Raw genomic sequence first — 20,949 nt, 5'->3', positions numbered from 1 at the left:
ACCATGCAGATCATTCCAGCCATCGACCTGCTGGGTGGGGCCTGCGTCCGTTTGCACCAGGGGGACTACGACCAGGTCACCCGCTTCAACGATGATCCTGTGTCTCAGGCCAGAAGCTGGCAGGACCAGGGTGCCAGCCGTCTGCATCTCGTGGACCTCGACGGAGCACGCAGCGGCGAACCGGTCAATGACACAGCGGTTCGCGCGATCACGGCGTCACTGTCGATCCCTGTGCAGCTCGGCGGAGGAGTGCGTTCGGCGGAGCGGGCAGGGGAGCTGCTGGAGTGCGGTCTCGAGCGGGTCATCCTGGGAACGGTCGCCCTTGAGCAGCCTGATCTTGTGGTGGAACTGGCGAATCGATATCCCGGACGGATCATCGTGGGCATTGATGCCCGACAAGGCAAGGTCGCCACAAGGGGGTGGGTTGAGAACAGCGACACGGAGGCCACGGCACTGGCGGCGCGCTTCAGTGAATCAGCGATCGCCGCAATCATCAGCACCGACATCAGTACCGATGGAACCCTGGCGGGCCCGAATCTGAGTGCCTTGAGAGAGATGGCAGCTGCCAGCTCAGTTCCCGTGATCGCCTCCGGTGGGGTTGGTTGCATGGCTGACCTGCTGGCTCTGCTGGCCCTGGAACCTCTCGGCGTTGAAGGCGTCATCGTCGGCCGAGCTCTCTATGACGGACGTGTTGATCTGCGGGAGGCTCTCAAGGCGCTCGGCGAGGGACGGCTACAGGACCCGCCGACAGGACTTTGGCAAGACCTGGCCTGAGGGCATCCGGAGGACGGTTTCGTATCACGGGTCTAACCTGAAATCGTTACGACGACTGCCGTGGAGTCGCTGGTCGAGTCATTTCTGCCAGAGGGAGCCAGTGAGCAGCGCACCCTTCAGGACGCACTCGATCGTTGCCGACACCTGGGCATGCGACTGAGCAGACAACGGCGAATGGTGCTCGACCTGCTGTGGAGTGAAGCCAGTCATCTGAGCGCAAGAGACATTTTTGAAAAGCTCAATCAGCAAGGCCGGAAAATCGGCCACACCTCCGTGTATCAGAACCTTGAAGCGCTTCAGAGCGCTGGCCTGATCGAGTGTCTCGATCGAGCCAGCGGGAGGCTTTATGGATATCGGAACGATCCGCACAGCCACATCACCTGCCTGGAGACAGGTGCCATTGAGGACCTGGATGTCACGCTTCCCGATGATCTGCTCAGGGAAATCGAGCGCCGGACCGGTTTCACCATCGAGTCGTACACCCTGCAGTTGAACGGTCGGCGCAGAATTGCCACTGGAGCATCCTCGCCAGTGCCGTTACCTTGACGCTCATCAGCACAGTTTCAGGGCATCGTGATCGACCAGGACCGGGAGATTCTGCTTTTCGCTCCCGATCTTCTCGGTGAAAGCCTTGCCGCGGAACTGCCCACTGAACAGCTCTCCTTCCTAGTAAGGCGCTCGGCCGATCAGCTTCAGAGACATCCATCACTGGTGATCTGGTCGCTGCCAGCAGACTTGCAGGCTCAGAGTCTTGAGCGGGAAATTCTTCAGCTGCAACAGCGCTGGACTCCTGCACCCACTCTTCTGCTTTTACCCGCTGACTACGGTCGTGATCCTCAGGCCCTGCTGGCGCTGAACTGTGACGGCATCCTCCAGGACCCGAACCTGGAAGCTCTCAGGGAAGCCGTCGAGATCCTCCTCAATGGAGGCAGGGTGCTGAAAATCAAGCCACAGTCGACACACTCCAAAAGCGCTGATCAGAGCCTGGGCATGGCGCAGGGGCTTCTGGTCAGCGGTCTGCAACAGATCGGCAGGGATCTTCAGGTCATCGAAGCGCTGCTCGACCCCCCACCAGAGCACCTGGTGCTGCGCCTGATGCTGGAGGGTCGTTGCCGTGAACTGCGCAGTGCCAGAAACCTGCTTCTGTGGCTCTGGGGACCTCTTCACACCGGTCTTGCTGAAGCAATGCCCTTGCGTGATCACAGCAAGACCCTTGAACTGACCCTGAATGACCGAGAACCAACGGCCGTCTGGCATGCGATTCAGCAACGACTCGAAGGTGCCGTGACCAGCGGACTGGGAAACGACACAGGCCGCCTGCTCGCCATTGAGGGACTTCACCCGGAGCGACGCCGTGACCTGTTGCTGGCTCTTCTTCAGCAACTGCACCAGGTTCTTCTGCGTCTTCGGGGCGATGAGCTCATCCGCACTCGCGACCAGGAGGCACTGAGCGCTCGCTGGCAGTCCCTGCAGACGGAAGTGAAACAACAGGCCTTGCGCAGCGTCGCTGGCAATTACGTGCGACTGCCTCAGGGAGACGGTCTTGTCGCGGTGGCAGATCAACTGGTGGATCGGACCGATCTCCGACAAGACGATGATGAGCTGCCAGACCCGCAGTCGATGCTGGCTTCACTGGTGCTGGATCAACCGGTGCTTGTCGATGGTCAGCTTCTCCCCTCAGACGACCCAAGAGCTTTGCTGCAGCTGGAAACCCTGATCAGCAACTGGCTTGTGCGAACCGCTGAACTGATCGGTTCCGAACTGCTCGGAATCTGCGGCGAATGGCCCGAACTGCGCCGATATCTTCTTCAGCAGAACCTGATCTCCACGCGTGAGCTTGAGCGGCTGCGCAACCAACTCAACAGTCAGTCGCGTTGGCAGGACTGGATCGAACGACCAATCCGCTTGTACGAGAGCCGGCGCTTGCTGTTCAGCCTCAAAACCGGGCGCATCGAACCCCTACTGCTGACCGAGCCGAGAGACGAGGAGCTCAGGCGCCTACGCTGGTGGCAACAACAGGTGGCACTGATTGTCGAGGCTCGCGATGCAATCGCTCCACAGGTTCAGGCTCTGGTCAAACGTCTTGGAGACCTGATGGTGGTGGTCCTCACCAAAGTGGTGGGCAGGGCGATCGGTCTGATTGGGCGTGGCATCGCACAAGGTATGGGTCGCAGTCTTGGGCGCAGCTGATTTCCAGCAGCCAGCCTTCACCAGGGCTCAGAATACGAAAACTGTTCCGCTGCCATGACCGCGTTCCTGCTCCGTTCCATCGTCGCGGTGCTGTCGCTGATGCTGTTGGCGATGCCGGCTATGGCCATCAGGGAAACCGACAGTTACGACGGCAACATCTTCGCGCTCTACGCAGGCAACGGATCACTGGTGCCTCCTGCAGTCAGCCTGGCCGATTCACAGCTGGCGGGACGCACGAGCGTGATCGTCTACTACCTGGATGACAGCCGAACGAGCAAAGCCTTCTCACCGGCCGTATCGGAACTTCAAAGGCTCTGGGGGAACAGCGTGGACCTGCTGCCTTTGACAACCGATGCGCTGCAGGGCAAAGAGACCAGTGACCGGACAGACCCTGCGCACTACTGGCACGGCATCGTTCCGCAGGTGGTGGTGATCGCCGGAGATGGCCGGCTGCTGCTTGATGAGGAGGGTCAGGTCCCTCTGGAGCAGATCAACGCAGCCATCAGTGAGGCGACCGGACTTCCTGCACCGCAGGGAGAAAGCAAGAGCTTCAGTTTCAACGAACTCAACACGGAAGTGATCTCCCGGTGATCCGCTCTTGAAGGATCACGAGGACGCCTTACGCTTCGCGCCATTGAGACCGGCCGACTGCCGACGTTGACATGTGTGTTCTGCTCGTGATCCTGCTCCTGCTCGGACTGGGAGTGTTCTGGATCGAGGCGCGCCATCGGCTGAGACCCACATCACCGCTTCAGCTGCGTCAACTGGACTGGAACGTTCAGGTACAGGGAAAGGATCTCGAGCTGGAGGGGTGGATCGAAATCAGTAACCCTCACCCGCGCATGGAAGTGATGGTGCCTGAGATCCAGGTCAATCCTGTTCTGATCGGCAGCTCGGACCTCAGTGATGTGACTGTCAGAACACGGATCACTCCCCACCACCCCGACGAGGACACCCGGGCTGACGGCTATTGGCCCGCCTACATCGTGAAAGGGCGCAAAAGCACCCGTATCCAGGTCAGTGTCATCCTCAGCGATCAGACAGGTGCTGCGATTGCGGATCGGGTCGATACGCTCTGGATGGACGTCAACTGGGTGAACTACGGACCTTTTGGACGGCTTGCTCGTCGCCAGGGCGTGGTCGTTCCACTGCGCAGACCTGCCGTGGTGCAACCAGCAGAGGTTGAATTCCGCTCAGGCGAGAGCTGCAGGGTGCTTCCGCTGAAAACACACCTGCTCGGCCCGCTCGACAACACGCTTGAAGTGCTGCGTGACTATGCGGGCGAACTGGTGCAGCCTGGCGACATTCTCACAATCGGTGAGACCCCCGTCGCAGTGATTCAGGGGAGATACACCCACCCCTCCATGGTCAAACCGACCTGGATCGCTCGATTGCTCTGCCGCGTGTTCCACCCGACCAGCAGCCTCGCCACCGCCTGCGGATTGCAAACCCTGATTGATCAGGTCGGACCAACAAGGGTCATTCTCGCCTGGTCGATCGGCTTGGCACTGAAAGTTGTTGGCCTGAAGGGCTGGTTCTATCGCCTTGCCGGCGAGCAGGCGCGCCTGATTGATGACATCACCGGAACAACACCTCCATACGATCAGACAATCGTGCTGGGGCCTGCAGACCCTGTCCAGCTGTGCCAGGACGCCGCAGAAGCTCTCGGAGTCTCCGTGGCAATCGTTGATGTGAACGATCTCGGACGGGTGAAGGTGCTGGCCTCCAGCAGCGGTTGTGATGAAGCATTGCTGCATCGCGCGCTGCGACCGAACCCGGCAGGCAATGCCAACGAGCGCACACCGCTGGTGCTGGTCCGACCCGCCTGACCCCTCTTTTTGTGTAAAGCGGCGATAGATTTATAAAGTGGTGGAGGCCTGCCGTGGCAGCGACAGCGGGATTCCGGCTCCGGGTTGAGCCATTGAAAGTCAGTCATCTGGGCCAGATCGCATCGGTTCCCGATGCCTGCTCCTCCATTCAGAACAGCGCTCTGCAGAGCTTGCTCGTTCAGTCCTGGTTCAGCCGTCTCGAGCAATTTCTTCCCGACCCCCTCAATGCGCGACTCACCAGGGTTCTCGCCCTAATTGAGTCTTCCTGTGAATCAACAGACCAGATTGAGACTCTGCTGCTGATGCGCTCCGGCAACCGCCGCAGCAGCTGCTGGAATCTCGACCTTCTCTCCCTTGCATCACCACGTCACTTCAGTCGCCAGCAAGGCCTGCGTCTGCTGGTGCAGCAGGCACTGAGTGATGACATCGCTCGCTGTCGCAGCTGGCTCGTTCGTTGCGATCCCTTGGATCAGCCACAGCTGGATGTGTTGAGGGAGTTTGGATTTCAGCCGCTGCGACAGGTGCGCGTCTGGAATCCACCCAATGCAGCCGCGTCATCATCCCCTGAATCGAAGAGCAGTGAGCTGCCTCCCGATGGTCTCTGCTGGAACTCGCTCAACCGAGACAATGCACGACAACTGCTGGCCCTTGAACAGGCCAGCATCAGCCCTCAGCACAGGCAGATTCTTGATCGACAGTGGTGCGACCTGCTTGACCTGAGCGGCAGCGGATCAATGGTTCTGACCGTTGACAGAGACGGAACCAATGCGGTGATTGCAGGTCTGATCAGGCGCCCCTGGGGGATGGATTCACCCCGCCTGGAAGTGTTGCGTGGACCGGCATGGGATGAACGCATTGGCTCTGGTCTGCCCGCGGCGTTGTCGCAGCTGCTGAACCAGCAGTGTTCCCCGTCTCTTCTTGTCCCGGAGGAGGATGATCAGCTGAGAGCCGTGCTTGCCAATCATGGATGGCAGGAAGGAAACCTGGAAATGATGTTGGGACGCAGCATCTGGAGGCGTGTGCACCAACGCAACCTGGGTGGTCTCCGGCCACTTGAATCAATGCTCGGCCGCCTGCAGCCACAACAACCTCCCCTGCCTAATCCGAGCCTTGCCCCGAGGCGATGAATGAGCTCACAGCCCCGAGCGCGATCAGCCCTGAGTCTTGATGTGGGTCGTCGCAGAATCGGCCTGGCTGGCTGTGATGGGCTTGGTTTGACCGTCACACCACTCATCGCCTTGAAACGAGGCGACTTTGACAATGATCTCAGCTATCTGAAGCAACTCTGTGCGGAACGCAGGGTCGAGGCCCTGGTGGTGGGCTTGCCCCTTGATGACGGTGGCAATCCCACCTTGCAGGCCAGACACTGTCAGCGCTATGGAGCTCGGCTGGCTCGTGCCCTCTCACTTCCGATGGCCCTTGTGAACGAACACAGCAGCAGCTGGGCTGCCGCTGAACGCCATCAATTGCATGGGGATCGAAGTGGACGACTGGACAGCGCCGCGGCGGCACTGCTGCTGGAACAGTGGTTAGCTGATGGGCCTGAGGCGCAACCAGTCCAGATGGCGCCTGAAAGTGATGGCGAAACGGATGCTGATGCAAGATCGTGGACTTCAGTCTCACCAGCGCCATGAGTTCAAGCGGACCTGCAACCAGCGGTGAGGTGCCCACCGTTCTCGTCAAGGACCGTGACGGACACGACCTGCTCTGCTTTCTTGAGCAGCTGATCCCACTTGATGACAAGGATTACGCACTGCTCACTCCAGTGGACACGCCTGTGTGTTTGTTCCGACTGCGTGACGGGGATAATCCTGAACTGATCGACAGCATCACCAGCAGCGAACCAATCCTTTCTGTTGCTGACGTCGTGCTCCAGGAACACGATCTCACGCTTGTCCGCTCAGCGGTGACGCTGACCGTCAACGGTGAGCTTGATGAACCTGATCCTGAGGATCTCGAGGAAGAGGATGTTGACGATGAGTCTGAAACCTATGAGCTGTTGGTGAGTTTTCTGGTGGATGAACAGGAGTATGGCCTTTACATCCCTCTGGATCCATTCTTCGTGGTGGCGCGGATGGAAGACGGTGCAGCACTTCTTGTCGAAGGTGAGGAGTTCGACCGTGTTCAACCACGTATCGAAGCCGAGCTGGAAGAACAGGGACTGCCTGAGTGATGCAGCGTCACTGGCTCACACCGGATTGGGATCCGGGCCTGACTCTGGCCCATTTGCCGCTTGAACCACTGCTGGGGAGAGGCATCAGGGTTCTCTTGCTCGATGTGGACAGGACTCTTCTGCCCGGGCGGGATGTGGAACTGCCCCTCCCAATGCGTCGATGGACAGAGGATGCTTCGCGTCTGCTGCACATCCATCTGATCAGCAATAACCCCTCGCGCCAGCGGATCCAGGCTGTGGCGAACCAGCTGAATGTCACTTACACCTGCTCGGCATCAAAGCCTCGCAGTGGCGCGATTCGTCGAGTGATCGGCAACTTGCCTCACAGACCGGCAGAGATCGCGATGGTGGGTGATCGTCTGTTCACTGATGTTCTTGCCGGCAACAGGCTTGGGCTTTACACCGTTCTGGTGAAACCCCCCAACTCCGACGGCACACCCTGCAGTCACGATCGTGTTCAGAGGCTGGAGCGACGCCTGGCCCGATTCATTGGAGCTGTGGGTCAATGACACTCAGGGTTGTGAAAGTGGGGACCAGCCTGCTGCGACAACGCCCTGAGACATCCACGGCGGAGGCGATTGCAGGGTTATCCAGCAGCCTGGCGGACAGCATGGGCCGCGGAGATCGAACCGTGCTGGTGTCATCCGGAGCCGTTGGTCTCGGCTGTCAACGATTAGGGATGAGTCTCCGTCCCCTCAGCCTTTCAGGACTTCAGGCTGCGGCATCCGTTGGCCAGGGCTATCTGATGAGCCTTTATGAGAAAGAGTTCTCACGCCATTGCATTCCAGTCGCGCAGGTGCTTCTCACTCGCGCAGATCTGGCAGACCGCCTGAGTTATCACAATGCGTCCGCCACCCTCAACCAGCTGCTGGAGTGGGGAGTGCTTCCTGTGGTGAATGGCAACGACACGGTCTCCGCCGAGGAGCTGAAATTCGGCGATAACGACACGCTCTCAGCACTTGTTGCCGCTGCCGTCAAAGCGGATGAACTGATTCTGCTCACTGATGTTGACAGTCTCTATTCAGCGGATCCCCGCAGTGATCTTTCCGCCAAACCCATCAAGGAGGTGCACGACCCAGAACAGATCGACGAGCTCGAGGAAGGCGCAGGCAGCGGGGGCCGCTGGGGCACCGGAGGCATGGCCACCAAACTTGCCGCGGCTCGCATCGCCACCGCAAGCGGAGTCACGGTGCACCTTGGCGATGGCCGGGACTCCCTGGCGTTGCAGAACATTCTGCGAGGGGGGCGAGGCGGCACTGTCTTCCATCCCCATCCAGAACCGCTCGGCAACCGCAAGAGCTGGCTGGCTCACGCACTTAAACCAACAGGCACATTGAACCTTGACCAAGGAGCCTGCAGAGCGCTGCTCAACAAAGGTGCTTCGCTACTGCTTGTTGGAGTCACAGATCTGGATGGAGAGTTCGAGGCCAACCAAGCCGTGCTGCTGCTCGATGAGAACGGTCAGGAAGTGGCTCGAGGCCTGGCGACAATGAGCAGCGAGAGATTGCGCAGCATGCTCACAGAGACAGCTTGCAATCTGAACAAAACCGGTGGTTCACCTGTTGTGGTGCACCGCGATGCAATGGTTCTAACGAAATCCTTCTCTCGCCAGGAATGAGTCTAATTTGAAACAAACAATTGATCATGCATTATTTCATCAAAGAATATTTAATCAAAATTTTCTATACGCTTAAACGGTTGAATTAAAGATTATTTATTCGCAGACAAACCGAGATAATACCCAAATCCGTTGGCGCAGATCATACTCAGAAACAGAAATGGAATAATGATGTTGGCATAATCATGGGCCAGCCAGGACGTGAGCAGAAAAGCACCCACGGAGGCAGCAGCGAACAGACTGATTATCGGGTCCTGATTAGACGACATAACACGAATCAAACCAATTTCAAATTTAATGGCTGAATTGATGCATGGATGTATCAGTATCTACAACATGAATCAACATCAGAACTGAAATGCCACCTTGACGACACTGTTGGCACAAAACCGCAACGACGGTTCCACACACTGATTCCAAAATGAAATAATCAAATTCTCAAAAGACAGTGCAAAGACCCCGCCAGTGATGAATGCAGCCAGATCGAGCCTGAAAATTGAATCTATTTAAGAGCTGGCAAAACAACATAGATATAGAGAAGCAGACCCGAATACAAACCCCCGAGAATCAGAATCCACTTCGACATGATCAATGATTTGGTTGCTCCAGCATAGCCAACAGGCCGGGGAGCCTCTTGAGCAGCAGAACCTCACCGGCAAAGTGAAAGACCAGAGACAAATAGAACTATCTGAAACCCTGAGAGATAAGCTCCTCCCGCAATAACCATTACCTTGAAAACAGGAAAGACTCCAACGCAGTGTTTCAAGAAATCTAAATTCAATAACTGGAGCACGAAAACGTGCCCAGAAAATCAACATACCAGCAGAACAAATAGATCAGTCGCTCATCAAAACATACACGAAATATTTTTTTTCAAGATCGCCAACTGGCTCGAACAGCACAAAAGCCTGATGAGTCGTGATTTCGAGACAGTTTCATCCGCATCATTGACGTCTTTGCCGGCTAACTTTGCAGAGACTTTTCACTGGTTTCTCAAACCCTGCAAGCAACGGGTGCGTTGCATGCAAGCGCTAGAGCTTCAGCTGTGAAAAGGATGTTCAGTCAATTGGTAGGTTCCCATGCGCTTCAGCGAGTTGATCGCGATCCTTGAGCAGGGCGAGTCTGGCGTTCTCAAGGTTTCCACAGCGCAAGATCCGGAACTGCGTGGAGCCGCATCACTTGAATGCGCACAAATCGATCAGATCAGCTTCCTTGAACAAGGCAATGCTCTGGTGGCAAGCCTTGAGACAAGCGCGGTGGGTGCGGTGCTGCTTCCCGATCAGGAAGAGCTGAAGTCGCTTGCGGAACAGAGACAACTGGCATGGGCGGTTTGCCGCGATCCAAGACTTGCTTTCGCTGAAACGCTGGAACAACTACATCCGCGTCGCGTCCTGCATGCGGGCATTCATCCAAGCGCTGTGATCTCCGATCGCGTTCAGCTTGGTGTGGGGGTCAGTGTGGCAGCCAACGTGACGATCGGGGATGACTCGAGGATCGGAGCTCAAACCGTGATTCACCCAGGTGTGGTGATCTACGGCGACGTGGAAATCGGGGAAGGCTGCGAATTGCACGCCAATGCCGTCCTTCATCCCGGTTGCCGCATCGGCAATGGGTGCGTTGTGCACTCCAATGCGGTTGTGGGTTCTGAAGGATTTGGGTTTGTGCCAACGCCCAAGGGCTGGCGCAAGATGCCACAAACAGGCCTGGTGATTCTCGAAGACGGTGTCGAGATTGGTTGCGGCAGCACGATTGACCGTCCTTCCGTCGGCGAAACACGCCTCGGTGCCGGCAGCAAAGTCGACAACCTCGTCCAGATCGGACACGGAGTGGTGACAGGACGGGGCTGTGCTCTGGCCTCTCAGGTGGGCATAGCGGGTGGAGCCCGGCTGGGCGATGGTGTGATTCTTGCTGGGCAGGTGGGTGTCGCCAACCGTGCAGTGATCGGCGACAGAGCGATTGCAAGCTCCAAAAGCGGCATCCACGGCGAGATCGCCTCAGGAGAAGTCGTCAGTGGTTACCCGGCCATTCCCAACAGGCTCTGGCTTCGTTGTTCAGCTGCCTTCAGCAAATTGCCTGACATGAGCAAACAGCTTCGTCAGCTCCAGCGTCAGGTGGCACCTTCGATCTCGCGCACTGAAGAACCAGGGACCGCTCAGTAGTCTCAAACCAATAGTCTTCCGCTCGGCACCATGGATCAGCATCGAGTCGTGCTTTTACCCGGTGACGGCATCGGTCCCGAAATCACCGCCGTGGCACGTCATCTGCTGGAAGTCGTTGCCGAGCGGTTCAACTTCGGCCTCTCATTCGATGAACAACTGATCGGTGGAGCAGCCATTGACGCAACCAATGAGCCCTTGCCGGCATCCACTCTGGACGCCTGCCGCTCAGCGGATGCTGTGCTGCTCGCTGCCATCGGCAGTCCCCGTTTCGATGATCTGCCCAGAGAGAAAAGGCCGGAAAGCGGACTGCTGGGGCTGCGCTCAGGCATGGCGTTATTCGCCAACCTCCGCCCCGTGAAGATCGTGCCTGCCCTAATTGATGCCAGCACACTGCGCCGCGATGTGATTGAAGGCGTGGATCTGATGGTTGTCCGTGAACTGACAGGCGGGATTTACTTCGGCAAACCCAAAGGTCGGATTGAAGCTGACGGAGAAGAGCGTGGTTTCAACACCATGACCTACTCGGATTCGGAGGTGGATCGCATCGCCAGGGTGGCGTTCGAGCTGGCGAAGGAGCGCAGAGGCCGACTTTGCTCGGTGGACAAAGCCAACGTTCTTGATGTCAGTCAGCTTTGGAGAGACCGGGTAGATGCCTTGTCAGGCAACTACAGCGAAGTGGAGTTGAGTCACATGTATGTGGACAACGCCGCCATGCAGCTTGTGCGGGATCCACGTCAGTTTGATGTACTGCTCACAGGCAACCTTTTCGGCGACATCCTCAGTGACGAGGCCGCCATGCTCACCGGTTCCATCGGCATGCTGCCGTCAGCATCACTGGGGAGTGAGGGGCCGGGTCTGTTTGAACCGGTGCATGGCTCAGCACCGGACATCGCAGGACAGGACAAGGCCAACCCCATGGCCATGGTTCTCTCCGCAGCCATGATGCTTCGGACGGGCCTCAAACAGCCAACGGCGGCAGATGCACTGGAACAGGCCGTCGATCAGGTGCTGGCGAAGGGATTCCGCACAGGCGATCTGATGGCGGAGGGCTGCACACCACTGGGCTGCAGTGCCATGGGTGAGGAGCTTCTCAAGGCACTCTGATCCGATTTGATCCGTCAAAATTCGAAATTGGTCCGTTGACCTGCCAAACTCTTCGGGCCTGATCTGCCTCCGTCGATGTCGAAGCGTCACCCAGTCGTGGCTGTCACCGGTTCCTCAGGTGCCGGTACCAGCACCGTGAAGCGTGCCTTCGAGCACATCTTCGCCCGTGAAAGCATCACACCGGCTGTCGTCGAGGGTGACAGCTATCACCGCTTTGAGCGGATGGCCATGAAGGATGCCATGGCTGATGCACTGGCCAAGGGTGAGAACTTCTCCCACTTCGGGCCTGAAGCCAATCTGTTTGACAAGCTTGAAGAGCTCTTCCGTGTCTACGGCGAAACGGGCGGAGGTCAGAAGCGCTACTACCTGCACAGCCCTGAAGAGGCTGCTGAACACAATTCGCGTCTGGGAGTTGACCTGAACCCAGGCCAGTTCACACCGTGGGAAGACATTCCATCAGGCACTGACCTGCTGTTCTACGAAGGACTTCACGGCGGCGTCAAAGGCGATGCCTACGACGTGGCATCTCTGGCAGATCTTCTGGTTGGTGTGGTGCCGATCACCAATCTCGAGTGGATCCAGAAGATCCACCGTGACAACGCTGAGCGCGGCTATTCAGCAGAAGCGATTGTTGACACGATCCTTCGCCGGATGCCTGACTACATCAATCACATCTGCCCGCAGTTCAGCCGCACTGATATCAATTTCCAGAGAGTCCCAACAGTCGACACCTCCAACCCCTTCATCTGCAGGAACATTCCGAGCCCCGATGAAAGCTTTGTGATCATTCACTTCCGCAAAGGTGCACGCGAGAAGTGGGGGATCGACTTCAACGATTTACTGAACATGATCCACGATTCCTTCATGTCCAGTCCCACCAGCATCGTTGTGAATGGAGGCAAGATGGGATTTGCCATGGAACTGATCCTTACTCCGATCATTCACCGCATGATTGAAGAGAAGAATAAGTTGAACTGATCTCTGTTCAACAACACTCCCAGTCAGTCCTATCGTGGGTTCATCTGATCGTTCAGGTGAGCCGATTTCAGTTTCACCTCCCTCCTTCGTGATCGCTGGAGCCGGCGGAAACGCCAGCCTCACACCACGCTGGGACCGAGTTGACAGCAGAAGACTGATCGCTCTGGCCCGCAGAATTTATTTTCAGCATCTGAGTGAATCAACGCATTCACCTGAACCCTGCGGCGTGGTGGTGAATATCGATCTCAACGAAGGACGTGTTGTATTGGAGACCCCCACACTCCTGCCCGATGAACACTTCATCGGTGCCGAACTGATCAGCAGAAAGTTCAAGCGTCCTCGAACTGCGAGAGAGCGGTACAGAGGACAGGGATCTTGAACACAACCCTGTTGTGGATCCTGCTTCTGACAGGATCCTGCGTCGGCAGTTTCATCAATGTCGTTGTCTGGCGGCTGCCGAGGCAGGAATCTGTTGTGTGGCCGGGAAGTCACTGCCCTCAATGCGGGCATTCCGTGGAATGGCACGACAACATCCCCATGGTCGGATGGCTTTCCCTTCGGGGTCAGTGCCGGAACTGCCGTCAGCCGATTTCACCCCGTTACCCCGCGGTGGAGGCAATCACAGCCGGGTTGTGGCTGAGTGCCGCCTGGGCCGTTGGTTTCAATGCAGATCCTGTTTCAAACGACGTTGCAACGGCTCTGATCACGCTGATGGGCGGAGTCGTTCTGGTCAGTCTGCTGTTGCCGCTCGTGCTGATCGACATCGACCACCTTTGGCTGCCGGAACCCATCTGTCGAGCCGGAGTGGTGACAGGACTGCTGGCCAGCGCCTTGGTTGCAGTCTTTGGAGAGCCTCAGACTGGTGGCGGTGTTCTCTTTGATCATCTGCTGGCTTCAGCAGCTGGGCTGCTGATTCTGGAAGGGCTCAGTGCGCTGACGGAACGATTGGTTGGTCAACCTGCCCTGGGGTTGGGTGACGCCAAACTGGCTGCTCTGGCGGGGGCCTGGCTGGGACTGCAGGGACTCGGCGTTACCATGGGAATAGCGGTGATCTCCGGTGCCCTGTTCGGGGTTGTTGCCCGGATCACAGGTCAGCTGAAGCCAAGAGAACCGTTTCCGTTCGGTCCTTTCATCGCTGCAGGCATCTGGCTGGTCTGGATGATGGGCCCACAATGGTGGTGGAGTCAGTGGGTGACATTGATCGGCGCATAAAAAACTCGTTGATCCTGGATTGACAGGCCAACGAGTTTCAAAAGGGTTCAATCAACAGACCAGGCAAGCAAATCTGCAGACGATCAGACCGCAGCACCGCCTCCGCCGGCACCTGCGATGTCAAAGGCTCCTCCTGCTTTGACATTGGCCAACAACGTTCCGTCGAGAAACTGCTGATCAAGCAGAATCAATGCTGCGGAACTGGTGTCCGCAAGACGCAAACGCTTCAGAACAAATCGGGCTTCTGCTTCTTCCTGCAACTGCTCGCCTACAAACCAATCGAGCATGGCAGTAGCAGCTCTGTCATTCTCCTTTTCGCAAAGTGCGTAAATATTGCTGATCGACTTGGTGACTGTTTTCTCCATCTCGTACACCTTGTCGAAGAGGGCTTTAACGGATTGCCACTCCCTTTCAGGTGAATTGATTGTGGGTAGCTGCACTTCACTTTCGCTGTCCACAAGATAAGAAATAAACCTTGAAGCATGGCCTCGCTCTTCAGTGCTTTTGTTCAGCATGTAGCTGGAGAATCCAATCAGATCTCGCTCACGCAGCCAGATTGACATCGCCAGATATGTATGACTGGCCTGAAACTCAAGCGCGAGATGATCATTGATTGCGGAGGTATGCGATGCCATGAAAAAAAAGCTGATAATTTTTTATAGGCATGTAGTTGCAGTCAAGCCAGGAAGCAAAGATTAAAACCGAGCAAAACCCAATGCAGGGGTGACAAATGTTACGTGCTGTCAAAGCGACGTCTCAACTCGCATACAATGCCACGACTGAAAAGAATCAGAAAAATATTTTCAAGGGCAGCAAAAACACATCATCGCCACCTTCACCAGAATGAACAAGCACTGGACTCCATCTGGCCCGGTGGTTATTAGCGAGGGGAGACAATACAAAATGAACCCATCTGAGCGACCACTGATAACAGGAGGGCAGAATCAAGCAGAGCGAGAGAGGGTGTACATATGCAATTAAAACCAAATTATCCGCTCAAGCACCAGCTTCAAAACGAGTCAAACAACAGAACATCGCACGATCAGAAGAGCAATTCAATCCTTGTCAAAATGAATGGCATTGGTCGAACAAAACTGACCCAAAAAGCCAAGTCGTGCAAGTGAAGTCTTTAAAGAATTTGCGAACTGGAGAATGTCATCACCACATCGGTGAAGCTGTCATTATCGCCTGATTCTAATGCTGCAAGAAATCCAAATTGATTCTCGTCAAGCACCTTGAAATGATCAAGCCCATCACTGTTAACCTCGTCCCAAGCGAACCAGGTACTGCCCTCCAGCACCGCATAAGGCGCTAGATAGACCCCATTTATGGAACCACTTAATACATAGTCAATTGAGTTTGAAGTGTTCGCATCTAAACCTATGCCGTCAAGTTGATCTACGACATTTCCAGCACCAAGCGCAACGGATTGATAATTAGCATCTCCTGGCTTAACAGGATTACCCAGCGCATCAAGCACGGTGCCTTCTAGATCAAGAACCTGATAAAAACCAATAACAGGATCCTAGGGAGTTTGCCCACTCCAGTCGAGCGTACCTGTCAGACGCTGCGCTGTCGTGAGTGATGAAAGATTGAGTACAGGAGCAATATCCTGACCAATACCTGTGAGCGTGTCCGGCCCCTGCCAGCCCTGTGCAAGCAGCAAAGATCGATAAAGATTAGCTTGAAAATTTTGATTCACTCCAAATCTGAGACGTCGATTCTGAATAGCTCCAGCTCTTAAAATTGCCAGTGTTTCAGTCGCAGTAATGGACGAATCCTGCGAACGAATCAGTCCCGCCATACCTGCAATCACCGGTGAGGCCATTGATGTGCCGACGGAATACCCATAATTTCCATCACCCACATCCCAAGTCCCTACAGGCAAAGTGCTGAGAATTTGCGCCTGATCTGTGGATGCATATCGAGGTATCCCAAATTCGTCGCGGTCAACCACGACAGTGCCTCCATCACCACCCGGCGCACTGATCGAAATCGACTGCCCATAGTTGCTGTAACTCGACTGATAGTTTTGAGCGTTGGAAGACCCTACGGATGCAATATTGCCGAACAGCTGGCTGAATACAGCCGGCGCAACCGTGAATTAATCAAAGTTACCCACGTTATCCCATTGACGCCGATCAGAAAATTCTGAGCCTTCATTACCAGCAGCAATCGCAATGAATACATCATGCTCATAAGCATATTCAAACACTGCTTTGTATTGCTCAACAAAAGAGTCTGAACGGGCTAGAAAATCCTGTGGACTTATTTTTTTGTTCCCTCCCAATGACATATTGATCACCTTGGCACCATGATCGATCGCGTAATAAAGCGCTTCTTGAACATCAGATTCCTCTGTTCGTTGATTACCACCAAAAACATCAAGCACCATCAACTGAGTGTTCCAGGCGACCCCTGAAACACCAATCCCATTATTTCCTTGAGCACCACTGATTCCTGCCACATGCGTGCCATGAGCATCAACAGTCATGTCAGGCGTATCATTTACAAAATTCCAGCCATGAATATCGTCGGTGAATCCATTATTATCATCATCTTCACCATTTCCCGGAATTTCACCAGGATTGACCCAAAGATTACTGATTAAATCTGGATGCGTAACATCAACGCCCGAATCGATGATAGCTATCGGAATATCTGCATTGAATACCAAATTCCAGGCCTCAGGTGCACCAATATCCACATTGGGAGCAGAGAGCCATTGACCACCTATATCACTCCAGTTACGACGATACCTGTATTAAACAAATGCCATTGCAAAGGAAGAAATTCATCGTTGCTTAACAACGTGATTTCATCAAAGGTTTGCCCATCCAAAGACCATTCAAATTCGACATCCAGCAATTCCTCGTTTCCACCAACCCGTGTAACAATCTGCAGCCAGTAATCACCTGGATTCAAGCGACCAAAAACAAGCTCCGGCTCAAGACCGGGATTTGTAGAACTATTGTAAACAGTATAAATGTCATCATTAACATCAAAATATGGCCCGTTAGTATCTGGATTAATCTCGCCGATGTACAGATCAAAATCGGCTGGCAAACTCGACAAAGTCACATATAAATTTGTTGTATCAAGAACTGAAAACCTGACCGCTGCTTCGAGATCTTCGACATTTGCATAAGCCGCCAGCAGCTCTGCAAATGAAGTGCTGAATGTTTTCACTTCACCTGGCTGAATCTGAATTCCCTCAAGGTTCATGGAGCGATTTCTGGAGGCTCAGCTTTCAAGATGTGCACCAGGGGTTAAGAGCATATTTTCATCTGAGAATTTTCAGAGATGAATTCTAAGCCTGAAAAACAATCAACACTACAGAATCCAAAAATGCAGTGAATCAACGGCCAAGCATTTGTTCAATGCTGGAATGGGCCAACACATTGAATGAAAGCCACTGTGCGGGTCCAGGCAGCTCACTGAAGATGTAACGGTTCTGTGATACGTACATCCTCCAAGATGGAACCCGACGCTGTTCCTGCAGGGGGCTGTTGTTTTGGTCGATTGACTAGCAGCAATTAAGATCTCAGGTCAGACCTGAGCACCGAAGAGATATGAGCCTTTTCGACTGGTTCGCTGATCGACGTAAGGGGCAGTCCGTGGTCAAGGTCGCACAGGAGCCTGAGGAAGGAGATGGCCTCTGGAGCAAATGTCCGGAATGTTCCCAGGTGGTCTACCGCAAAGATCTGCGTGCCAACGCAAGCGTTTGCAGCAACTGCAGTTATCACCACCGCATCTTCAGCGCTGAACGAATCGCGATCATTGCTGATGAAGGCAGCTTTGAAGGCCTGGATGAAGACCTGACTCCCACCGACCCACTTGGGTTCAAGGACCGACGTGCCTATGCCGATCGACTGCGTGAAACCCAAGCCAGCACTGGGCTTCGCGATGGAGTGATCACAGGTTTGTGTCGGGTGAATGAGATCCCCATGGCCCTTGCAGTGATGGATTTCCGTTTCATGGGTGGATCCATGGGTTCAGTGGTGGGTGAAAAAATCACCCGTCTGATTGAGGTGGCTACAACCAAGCGCCTGCCCCTGCTGATCGTCTGCGCCTCAGGGGGTGCACGCATGCAGGAAGGCATGCTCAGCCTCATGCAGATGGCCAAAATTTCCGGGGCCCTGGAACGCCATCGAGAGGCAGGTGTTCTTTACATGCCATTGCTGACACACCCCACCACAGGAGGAGTCACGGCGAGCTTTGCCATGCTCGGCGACTTGATTCTTGCCGAACCGAAGGCTCTGATCGGCTTTGCCGGACGGAGAGTCATTGAACAGACCCTGCGGGAAAAACTTCCCGATAACTTCCAGACAGCGGAATACCTCCAGGAGCATGGATTCGTTGACACAATCGTGCCGAGAACTCAGCTGAAGACCACATTGGCAACGCTTTTAAATCTGCATGGCTGTCGCCCTGAGGTGACGGTCCAGGCATGAAATCAAGTCTGAGGAAATCCCTTCAACAATGGCTGGCATCAACACTGCTGGCACTGCTGATGGTCTTTGGGGCTCAACCGGTGTTCGCTGGTCCTGTCGATTGGCGGGAAGTGCCGTCAACCAGCGAAGGTCAACAATGGTGGGACGCAGGAAGCGTCCGCAGAACGAAGGGGGGAAATGTGTCGGTTCTCAGTCGCTACAGCCTCAAAACCGAAGACGATTCACCCGCTCTGGGAACTCTTGTGGTGATGGAGATTGATTGCGATCAGTCGCTGTACCGCGACACTCAGAAAAATGGACTGCCGCGGTTCAAAGCTGACTGGGAAGCTCCCGCCAAGGATGATCTGATCACGGAAGTCATCAACGCCGTCTGCAGTTCCGGGCTGACCTGACTGTTTCACCTCCATTTGTTGCACGGTTCACAATGACCTCCAGTCCTTCAGCTCATCACCCGATTGGGGTTGCCATCGCCGGTCTCGGCTTTGGCGAGGCGGTGCATCTTCCAGCTCTTGAGACTGTCCCCGGGTTGGAAGCTGTCGCTCTCTGGCACCACCGTCAGGAGCGTCTTGACCAGGCCTGCAGCCAATCCGGGCTGAAGGGACACGCGTCCTGGACTTCGCTCCTCAATGATTCAAGGATCGAGGCAGTGATCATCGCCACACCTCCGGCCCCCCGGTACGAGCTGGCGATGCAAGCTCTGAAAGCGGGAAAGCACCTTCTGCTCGAAAAGCCTGTGGCCCTCAACGCTCAGCAGGTGGCGGATTTGCAGCGCGAATCCATCAGCAGAGGGCTCAGCGTTGCCGTTGATTTCGAGTACAGAGCTGTTCCTCTGTTTCAGCAGACCGCGCGCCTTCTAGAGCAAGGTGCCGTGGGACAGCCCTGGCTCGTGAAATTTGACTGGCTGATGAGCAGCAGAGCCGACCCGCAGCGAGCTTGGAACTGGTATTCACAAGCCAACCAGGGGGGAGGGGTTCTCGGGGCACTCGGGACCCACGCCTTCGACACATTGGCGTGGCTGATCGGTTCCGTCGGTGAGCCCCAGACAGTGACGTGCACAGCGATTAATCAGCGACCTGATACCGCGGGGCTGATGCAGCCCGTTGACGCTGAAGACATCGCCCTGATCAATGTGAACCTGAGCAGCCATCAGGGAGAGACGGTGCCCGCACAGGTGGCATTGTCTTCAGTTGCTCGAAATGGTCGTGGCTGCTGGATTGAGATCTATGGATCCGAAGGTAGTTTGGTTCTCGGAAGTGAAAATCAGAAGGATTACGTGCATGGCTTTTCACTGACCATGCAGCGAGATGGAGAAGCTCCTCGCAATGTCCAGCCGGATGAGGATCTGCGCTTCCCGACAACCTGGAGTGATGGACGCGTGGCCCCGGTCGCCCGTGTGCAGAGCTGGTGGGCTGAAAGCATTCGCAGCGGACGCCCGATGGTGCCTGGACTCGCCGAAGGTCTTGCCAGCCAGGTCGCCTGCGACCAATCACTATCTTCCTGCTGAGAGCTAAGGGAAAACCCCTTGAATCGCCGTATCAACAGCAACAGTCGGGAGTAACCAACAAAATGTTATCGATCGATGAAATCGCTTTAATAAAAGAAATTCATTTGATCAATGCTTAAAAAAGCAACCTGTTTTGCTGCTCTCCTGCTGATGGCAGCCTGCTCCTCAGGATCAGTCAGTGATGATTCATCCAAAGATCAGTCAAAACAGGCTGATGCAAGTAACAGCCAGGTTGAAGCTTACGAGCAGAATGACACCACTCTTTCCGGAGAACAGAACGGTGAGAACTTTGTCAACAAACTCGACGACACTGACCTTGTCAGCGCTTTGAGAGATGGTGGTCATGTCATCTACATCCGACACGCCAAGACTGTTAAGGACTGGGGTGATCAGGCCAGTCCAGATCTGGATCTTTCCGATTGCAGCACCCAGCGCCGCTTGAGCGACGAAGGCAAAGCCGATGCCAAAGTGATCGGTGAAGGCATCAAGGCAGCAGGAATACCTGTTGGAGATGTCATCTCAAGTGACTACTGCCGTGCTTACAACACAGCTGATCTGGCTTTTGGCAGATACACAAAGAATTCAAATCTGAACTTCCTGCCCTGCGTTGAATGCACTCCTGAGGAATACAAGGAATACGCAGCACGCGTCGCTCCCTTGATGTCGGCCCTGCCTGAGACCGGAAAAAACACCGTTCTCGTTGGACACGATGATCCCTTCCAGGGTGTGACGATGCCAATCATTCCTGAGAATGGAATTTATCCGGCACCAATGGGCGTCGCCTACATCGCAAAGCCTCTTGGTGATGGCAAGTTTGATCTGGTGGCCAAGATCAATCCCAATCAGTGGCAATCACTCGCACAGAACTGACACGGTCGGTCCCGACTAAAACGCTGATTGAAGCAAAGCTGGCTCCCAACAGGAGCCAGCTTTTTTATGACTGAACAAATCAAC

22 protein-coding genes and 1 pseudogene are annotated in these 20,949 nt (G+C 55.2%); 19 read left to right on the top strand and 4 right to left on the bottom strand.

Annotation, left to right across the window (positions count from 1 at the left end; translation table 11 throughout):
• The first annotated feature begins 3 nt into the window (after positions 1-3).
• The 15 genes from hisA to SIB73_RS03290 all read left to right on the top strand — a co-directional run bounded on the left by hisA (position 4) and on the right by SIB73_RS03290 (position 14,037).
• Positions 4-774 carry a 1-(5-phosphoribosyl)-5-[(5-phosphoribosylamino)methylideneamino]imidazole-4-carboxamide isomerase gene (gene hisA, locus SIB73_RS03360; protein WP_413406453.1) on the top strand — a complete coding sequence of 257 codons (771 nt, stop codon included), beginning with the start codon at positions 4-6 and terminating at the stop codon, positions 772-774.
• Between the two features lie 150 nt (positions 775-924).
• Positions 925-1,320, top strand: a complete 396-nt coding sequence (locus SIB73_RS03355) for a Fur family transcriptional regulator (RefSeq protein WP_413406455.1) — start codon at positions 925-927, stop codon at positions 1,318-1,320.
• A 27-nt stretch (positions 1,321-1,347) separates the two neighbouring features.
• Positions 1,348-2,964 (top strand): DUF3685 domain-containing protein, encoded by a 1,617-nt coding sequence (locus SIB73_RS03350; RefSeq protein WP_413402942.1) that lies wholly within the window; start codon positions 1,348-1,350, stop codon positions 2,962-2,964.
• A 54-nt stretch (positions 2,965-3,018) separates the two neighbouring features.
• Complete coding sequence (locus tag SIB73_RS03345; RefSeq protein WP_413402943.1) at positions 3,019-3,555, top strand: thylakoid membrane photosystem I accumulation factor; 537 nt, start codon at positions 3,019-3,021, stop codon at positions 3,553-3,555.
• 71 nt (positions 3,556-3,626) lie between these two features.
• Complete coding sequence (locus SIB73_RS03340; RefSeq protein ID WP_413402944.1) at positions 3,627-4,793, top strand: F420-0:Gamma-glutamyl ligase; 1,167 nt, start codon at positions 3,627-3,629, stop codon at positions 4,791-4,793.
• 53 nt (positions 4,794-4,846) lie between these two features.
• Complete coding sequence (locus SIB73_RS03335; RefSeq protein WP_413402945.1) at positions 4,847-5,920, top strand: hypothetical protein; 1,074 nt, start codon at positions 4,847-4,849, stop codon at positions 5,918-5,920.
• The gene (gene ruvX / locus SIB73_RS03330; RefSeq protein ID WP_413402946.1) at positions 5,921-6,427 is read left to right on the top strand and encodes a Holliday junction resolvase RuvX; all 507 of its coding nucleotides are present in this window, start codon (positions 5,921-5,923) and stop codon (positions 6,425-6,427) included.
• The gene (locus SIB73_RS03325) at positions 6,424-6,966 is read left to right on the top strand and encodes a DUF3727 domain-containing protein (protein WP_413402947.1); all 543 of its coding nucleotides are present in this window, start codon (positions 6,424-6,426) and stop codon (positions 6,964-6,966) included. The genes ruvX and SIB73_RS03325 overlap by 4 nt, the downstream gene beginning before the upstream one ends.
• Positions 6,966-7,475 carry a YqeG family HAD IIIA-type phosphatase gene (locus SIB73_RS03320; RefSeq protein ID WP_413402949.1) on the top strand — a complete coding sequence of 170 codons (510 nt, stop codon included), beginning with the start codon at positions 6,966-6,968 and terminating at the stop codon, positions 7,473-7,475. The genes SIB73_RS03325 and SIB73_RS03320 overlap by 1 nt, the downstream gene beginning before the upstream one ends.
• A complete protein-coding gene (proB, locus tag SIB73_RS03315; RefSeq protein ID WP_413402951.1) occupies positions 7,472-8,584 on the top strand; it encodes a glutamate 5-kinase in 1,113 nt (370 codons plus the stop codon). The genes SIB73_RS03320 and proB overlap by 4 nt, the downstream gene beginning before the upstream one ends.
• A gap of 1,079 nt (positions 8,585-9,663) precedes the next feature.
• Positions 9,664-10,743 (top strand): UDP-3-O-(3-hydroxymyristoyl)glucosamine N-acyltransferase, encoded by a 1,080-nt coding sequence (lpxD, locus tag SIB73_RS03310; protein ID WP_413402953.1) that lies wholly within the window; start codon positions 9,664-9,666, stop codon positions 10,741-10,743.
• A 30-nt stretch (positions 10,744-10,773) separates the two neighbouring features.
• Positions 10,774-11,847: a 3-isopropylmalate dehydrogenase gene (leuB, locus tag SIB73_RS03305; RefSeq protein ID WP_413402955.1), complete on the top strand. Its 1,074-nt coding sequence runs from the start codon at positions 10,774-10,776 to the stop codon at positions 11,845-11,847.
• A 75-nt stretch (positions 11,848-11,922) separates the two neighbouring features.
• The gene (locus tag SIB73_RS03300; RefSeq protein ID WP_413402956.1) at positions 11,923-12,825 is read left to right on the top strand and encodes a phosphoribulokinase; all 903 of its coding nucleotides are present in this window, start codon (positions 11,923-11,925) and stop codon (positions 12,823-12,825) included.
• A gap of 34 nt (positions 12,826-12,859) precedes the next feature.
• The gene (locus SIB73_RS03295; RefSeq protein ID WP_413402958.1) at positions 12,860-13,204 is read left to right on the top strand and encodes a hypothetical protein; all 345 of its coding nucleotides are present in this window, start codon (positions 12,860-12,862) and stop codon (positions 13,202-13,204) included.
• On the top strand, positions 13,201-14,037 hold the full coding sequence (locus SIB73_RS03290; RefSeq protein WP_413402960.1) for a prepilin peptidase: 837 nt from the start codon (positions 13,201-13,203) through the stop codon (positions 14,035-14,037). The genes SIB73_RS03295 and SIB73_RS03290 overlap by 4 nt, the downstream gene beginning before the upstream one ends.
• 83 nt (positions 14,038-14,120) lie before the next feature.
• Here the strand turns inward: SIB73_RS03290 and SIB73_RS03285 are convergent, their stop codons facing one another.
• The 4 genes and pseudogenes from SIB73_RS03285 to SIB73_RS03270 all read right to left on the bottom strand — a co-directional run bounded on the left by SIB73_RS03285 (position 14,121) and on the right by SIB73_RS03270 (position 17,262).
• Positions 14,121-14,672, bottom strand: coding sequence for a ferritin (locus SIB73_RS03285; protein ID WP_413402962.1), 552 nt, complete (start codon positions 14,670-14,672; stop codon positions 14,121-14,123).
• Between the two features lie 494 nt (positions 14,673-15,166).
• Positions 15,167-15,517 carry a hypothetical protein gene (locus SIB73_RS03280; protein WP_413402964.1) on the bottom strand — a complete coding sequence of 117 codons (351 nt, stop codon included), beginning with the start codon at positions 15,515-15,517 and terminating at the stop codon, positions 15,167-15,169.
• A 45-nt stretch (positions 15,518-15,562) separates the two neighbouring features.
• Positions 15,563-16,744: pseudogene (locus SIB73_RS03275) on the bottom strand (S8 family serine peptidase).
• A 26-nt stretch (positions 16,745-16,770) separates the two neighbouring features.
• Positions 16,771-17,262, bottom strand: a complete 492-nt coding sequence (locus SIB73_RS03270) for a hypothetical protein (RefSeq protein WP_413402965.1) — start codon at positions 17,260-17,262, stop codon at positions 16,771-16,773.
• A gap of 347 nt (positions 17,263-17,609) precedes the next feature.
• On the opposite strand from SIB73_RS03270, the gene accD reads away from it, so the two are divergent.
• The 4 genes from accD (at position 17,610) to SIB73_RS03250 (ending at position 20,865) form a co-directional block, all read left to right on the top strand.
• Positions 17,610-18,491, top strand: coding sequence for an acetyl-CoA carboxylase, carboxyltransferase subunit beta (accD, locus tag SIB73_RS03265; RefSeq protein WP_413402966.1), 882 nt, complete (start codon positions 17,610-17,612; stop codon positions 18,489-18,491).
• Positions 18,488-18,883 carry a hypothetical protein gene (locus tag SIB73_RS03260; protein WP_413402968.1) on the top strand — a complete coding sequence of 132 codons (396 nt, stop codon included), beginning with the start codon at positions 18,488-18,490 and terminating at the stop codon, positions 18,881-18,883. The genes accD and SIB73_RS03260 overlap by 4 nt, the downstream gene beginning before the upstream one ends.
• 32 nt (positions 18,884-18,915) lie before the next feature.
• Positions 18,916-19,995, top strand: coding sequence for a Gfo/Idh/MocA family protein (locus SIB73_RS03255; RefSeq protein ID WP_413402969.1), 1,080 nt, complete (start codon positions 18,916-18,918; stop codon positions 19,993-19,995).
• Positions 19,996-20,145: 150 nt separating this feature from the next.
• Entirely contained in the window at positions 20,146-20,865 is a 720-nt protein-coding gene (locus SIB73_RS03250) for a histidine phosphatase family protein (RefSeq protein WP_413402971.1), read from the top strand.
• Positions 20,866-20,949 lie beyond the last annotated feature (84 nt).

Source organism: Synechococcus sp. MIT S9509 (assembly GCF_047303035.1).
In the GTDB taxonomy this organism is placed as follows: Bacteria; Cyanobacteriota; Cyanobacteriia; order PCC-6307; family Cyanobiaceae; genus Synechococcus_C.
The sequence above is the reverse complement of the archived record's forward strand: the minus strand, read 5'-3'. Positions and strand labels throughout refer to the sequence as shown.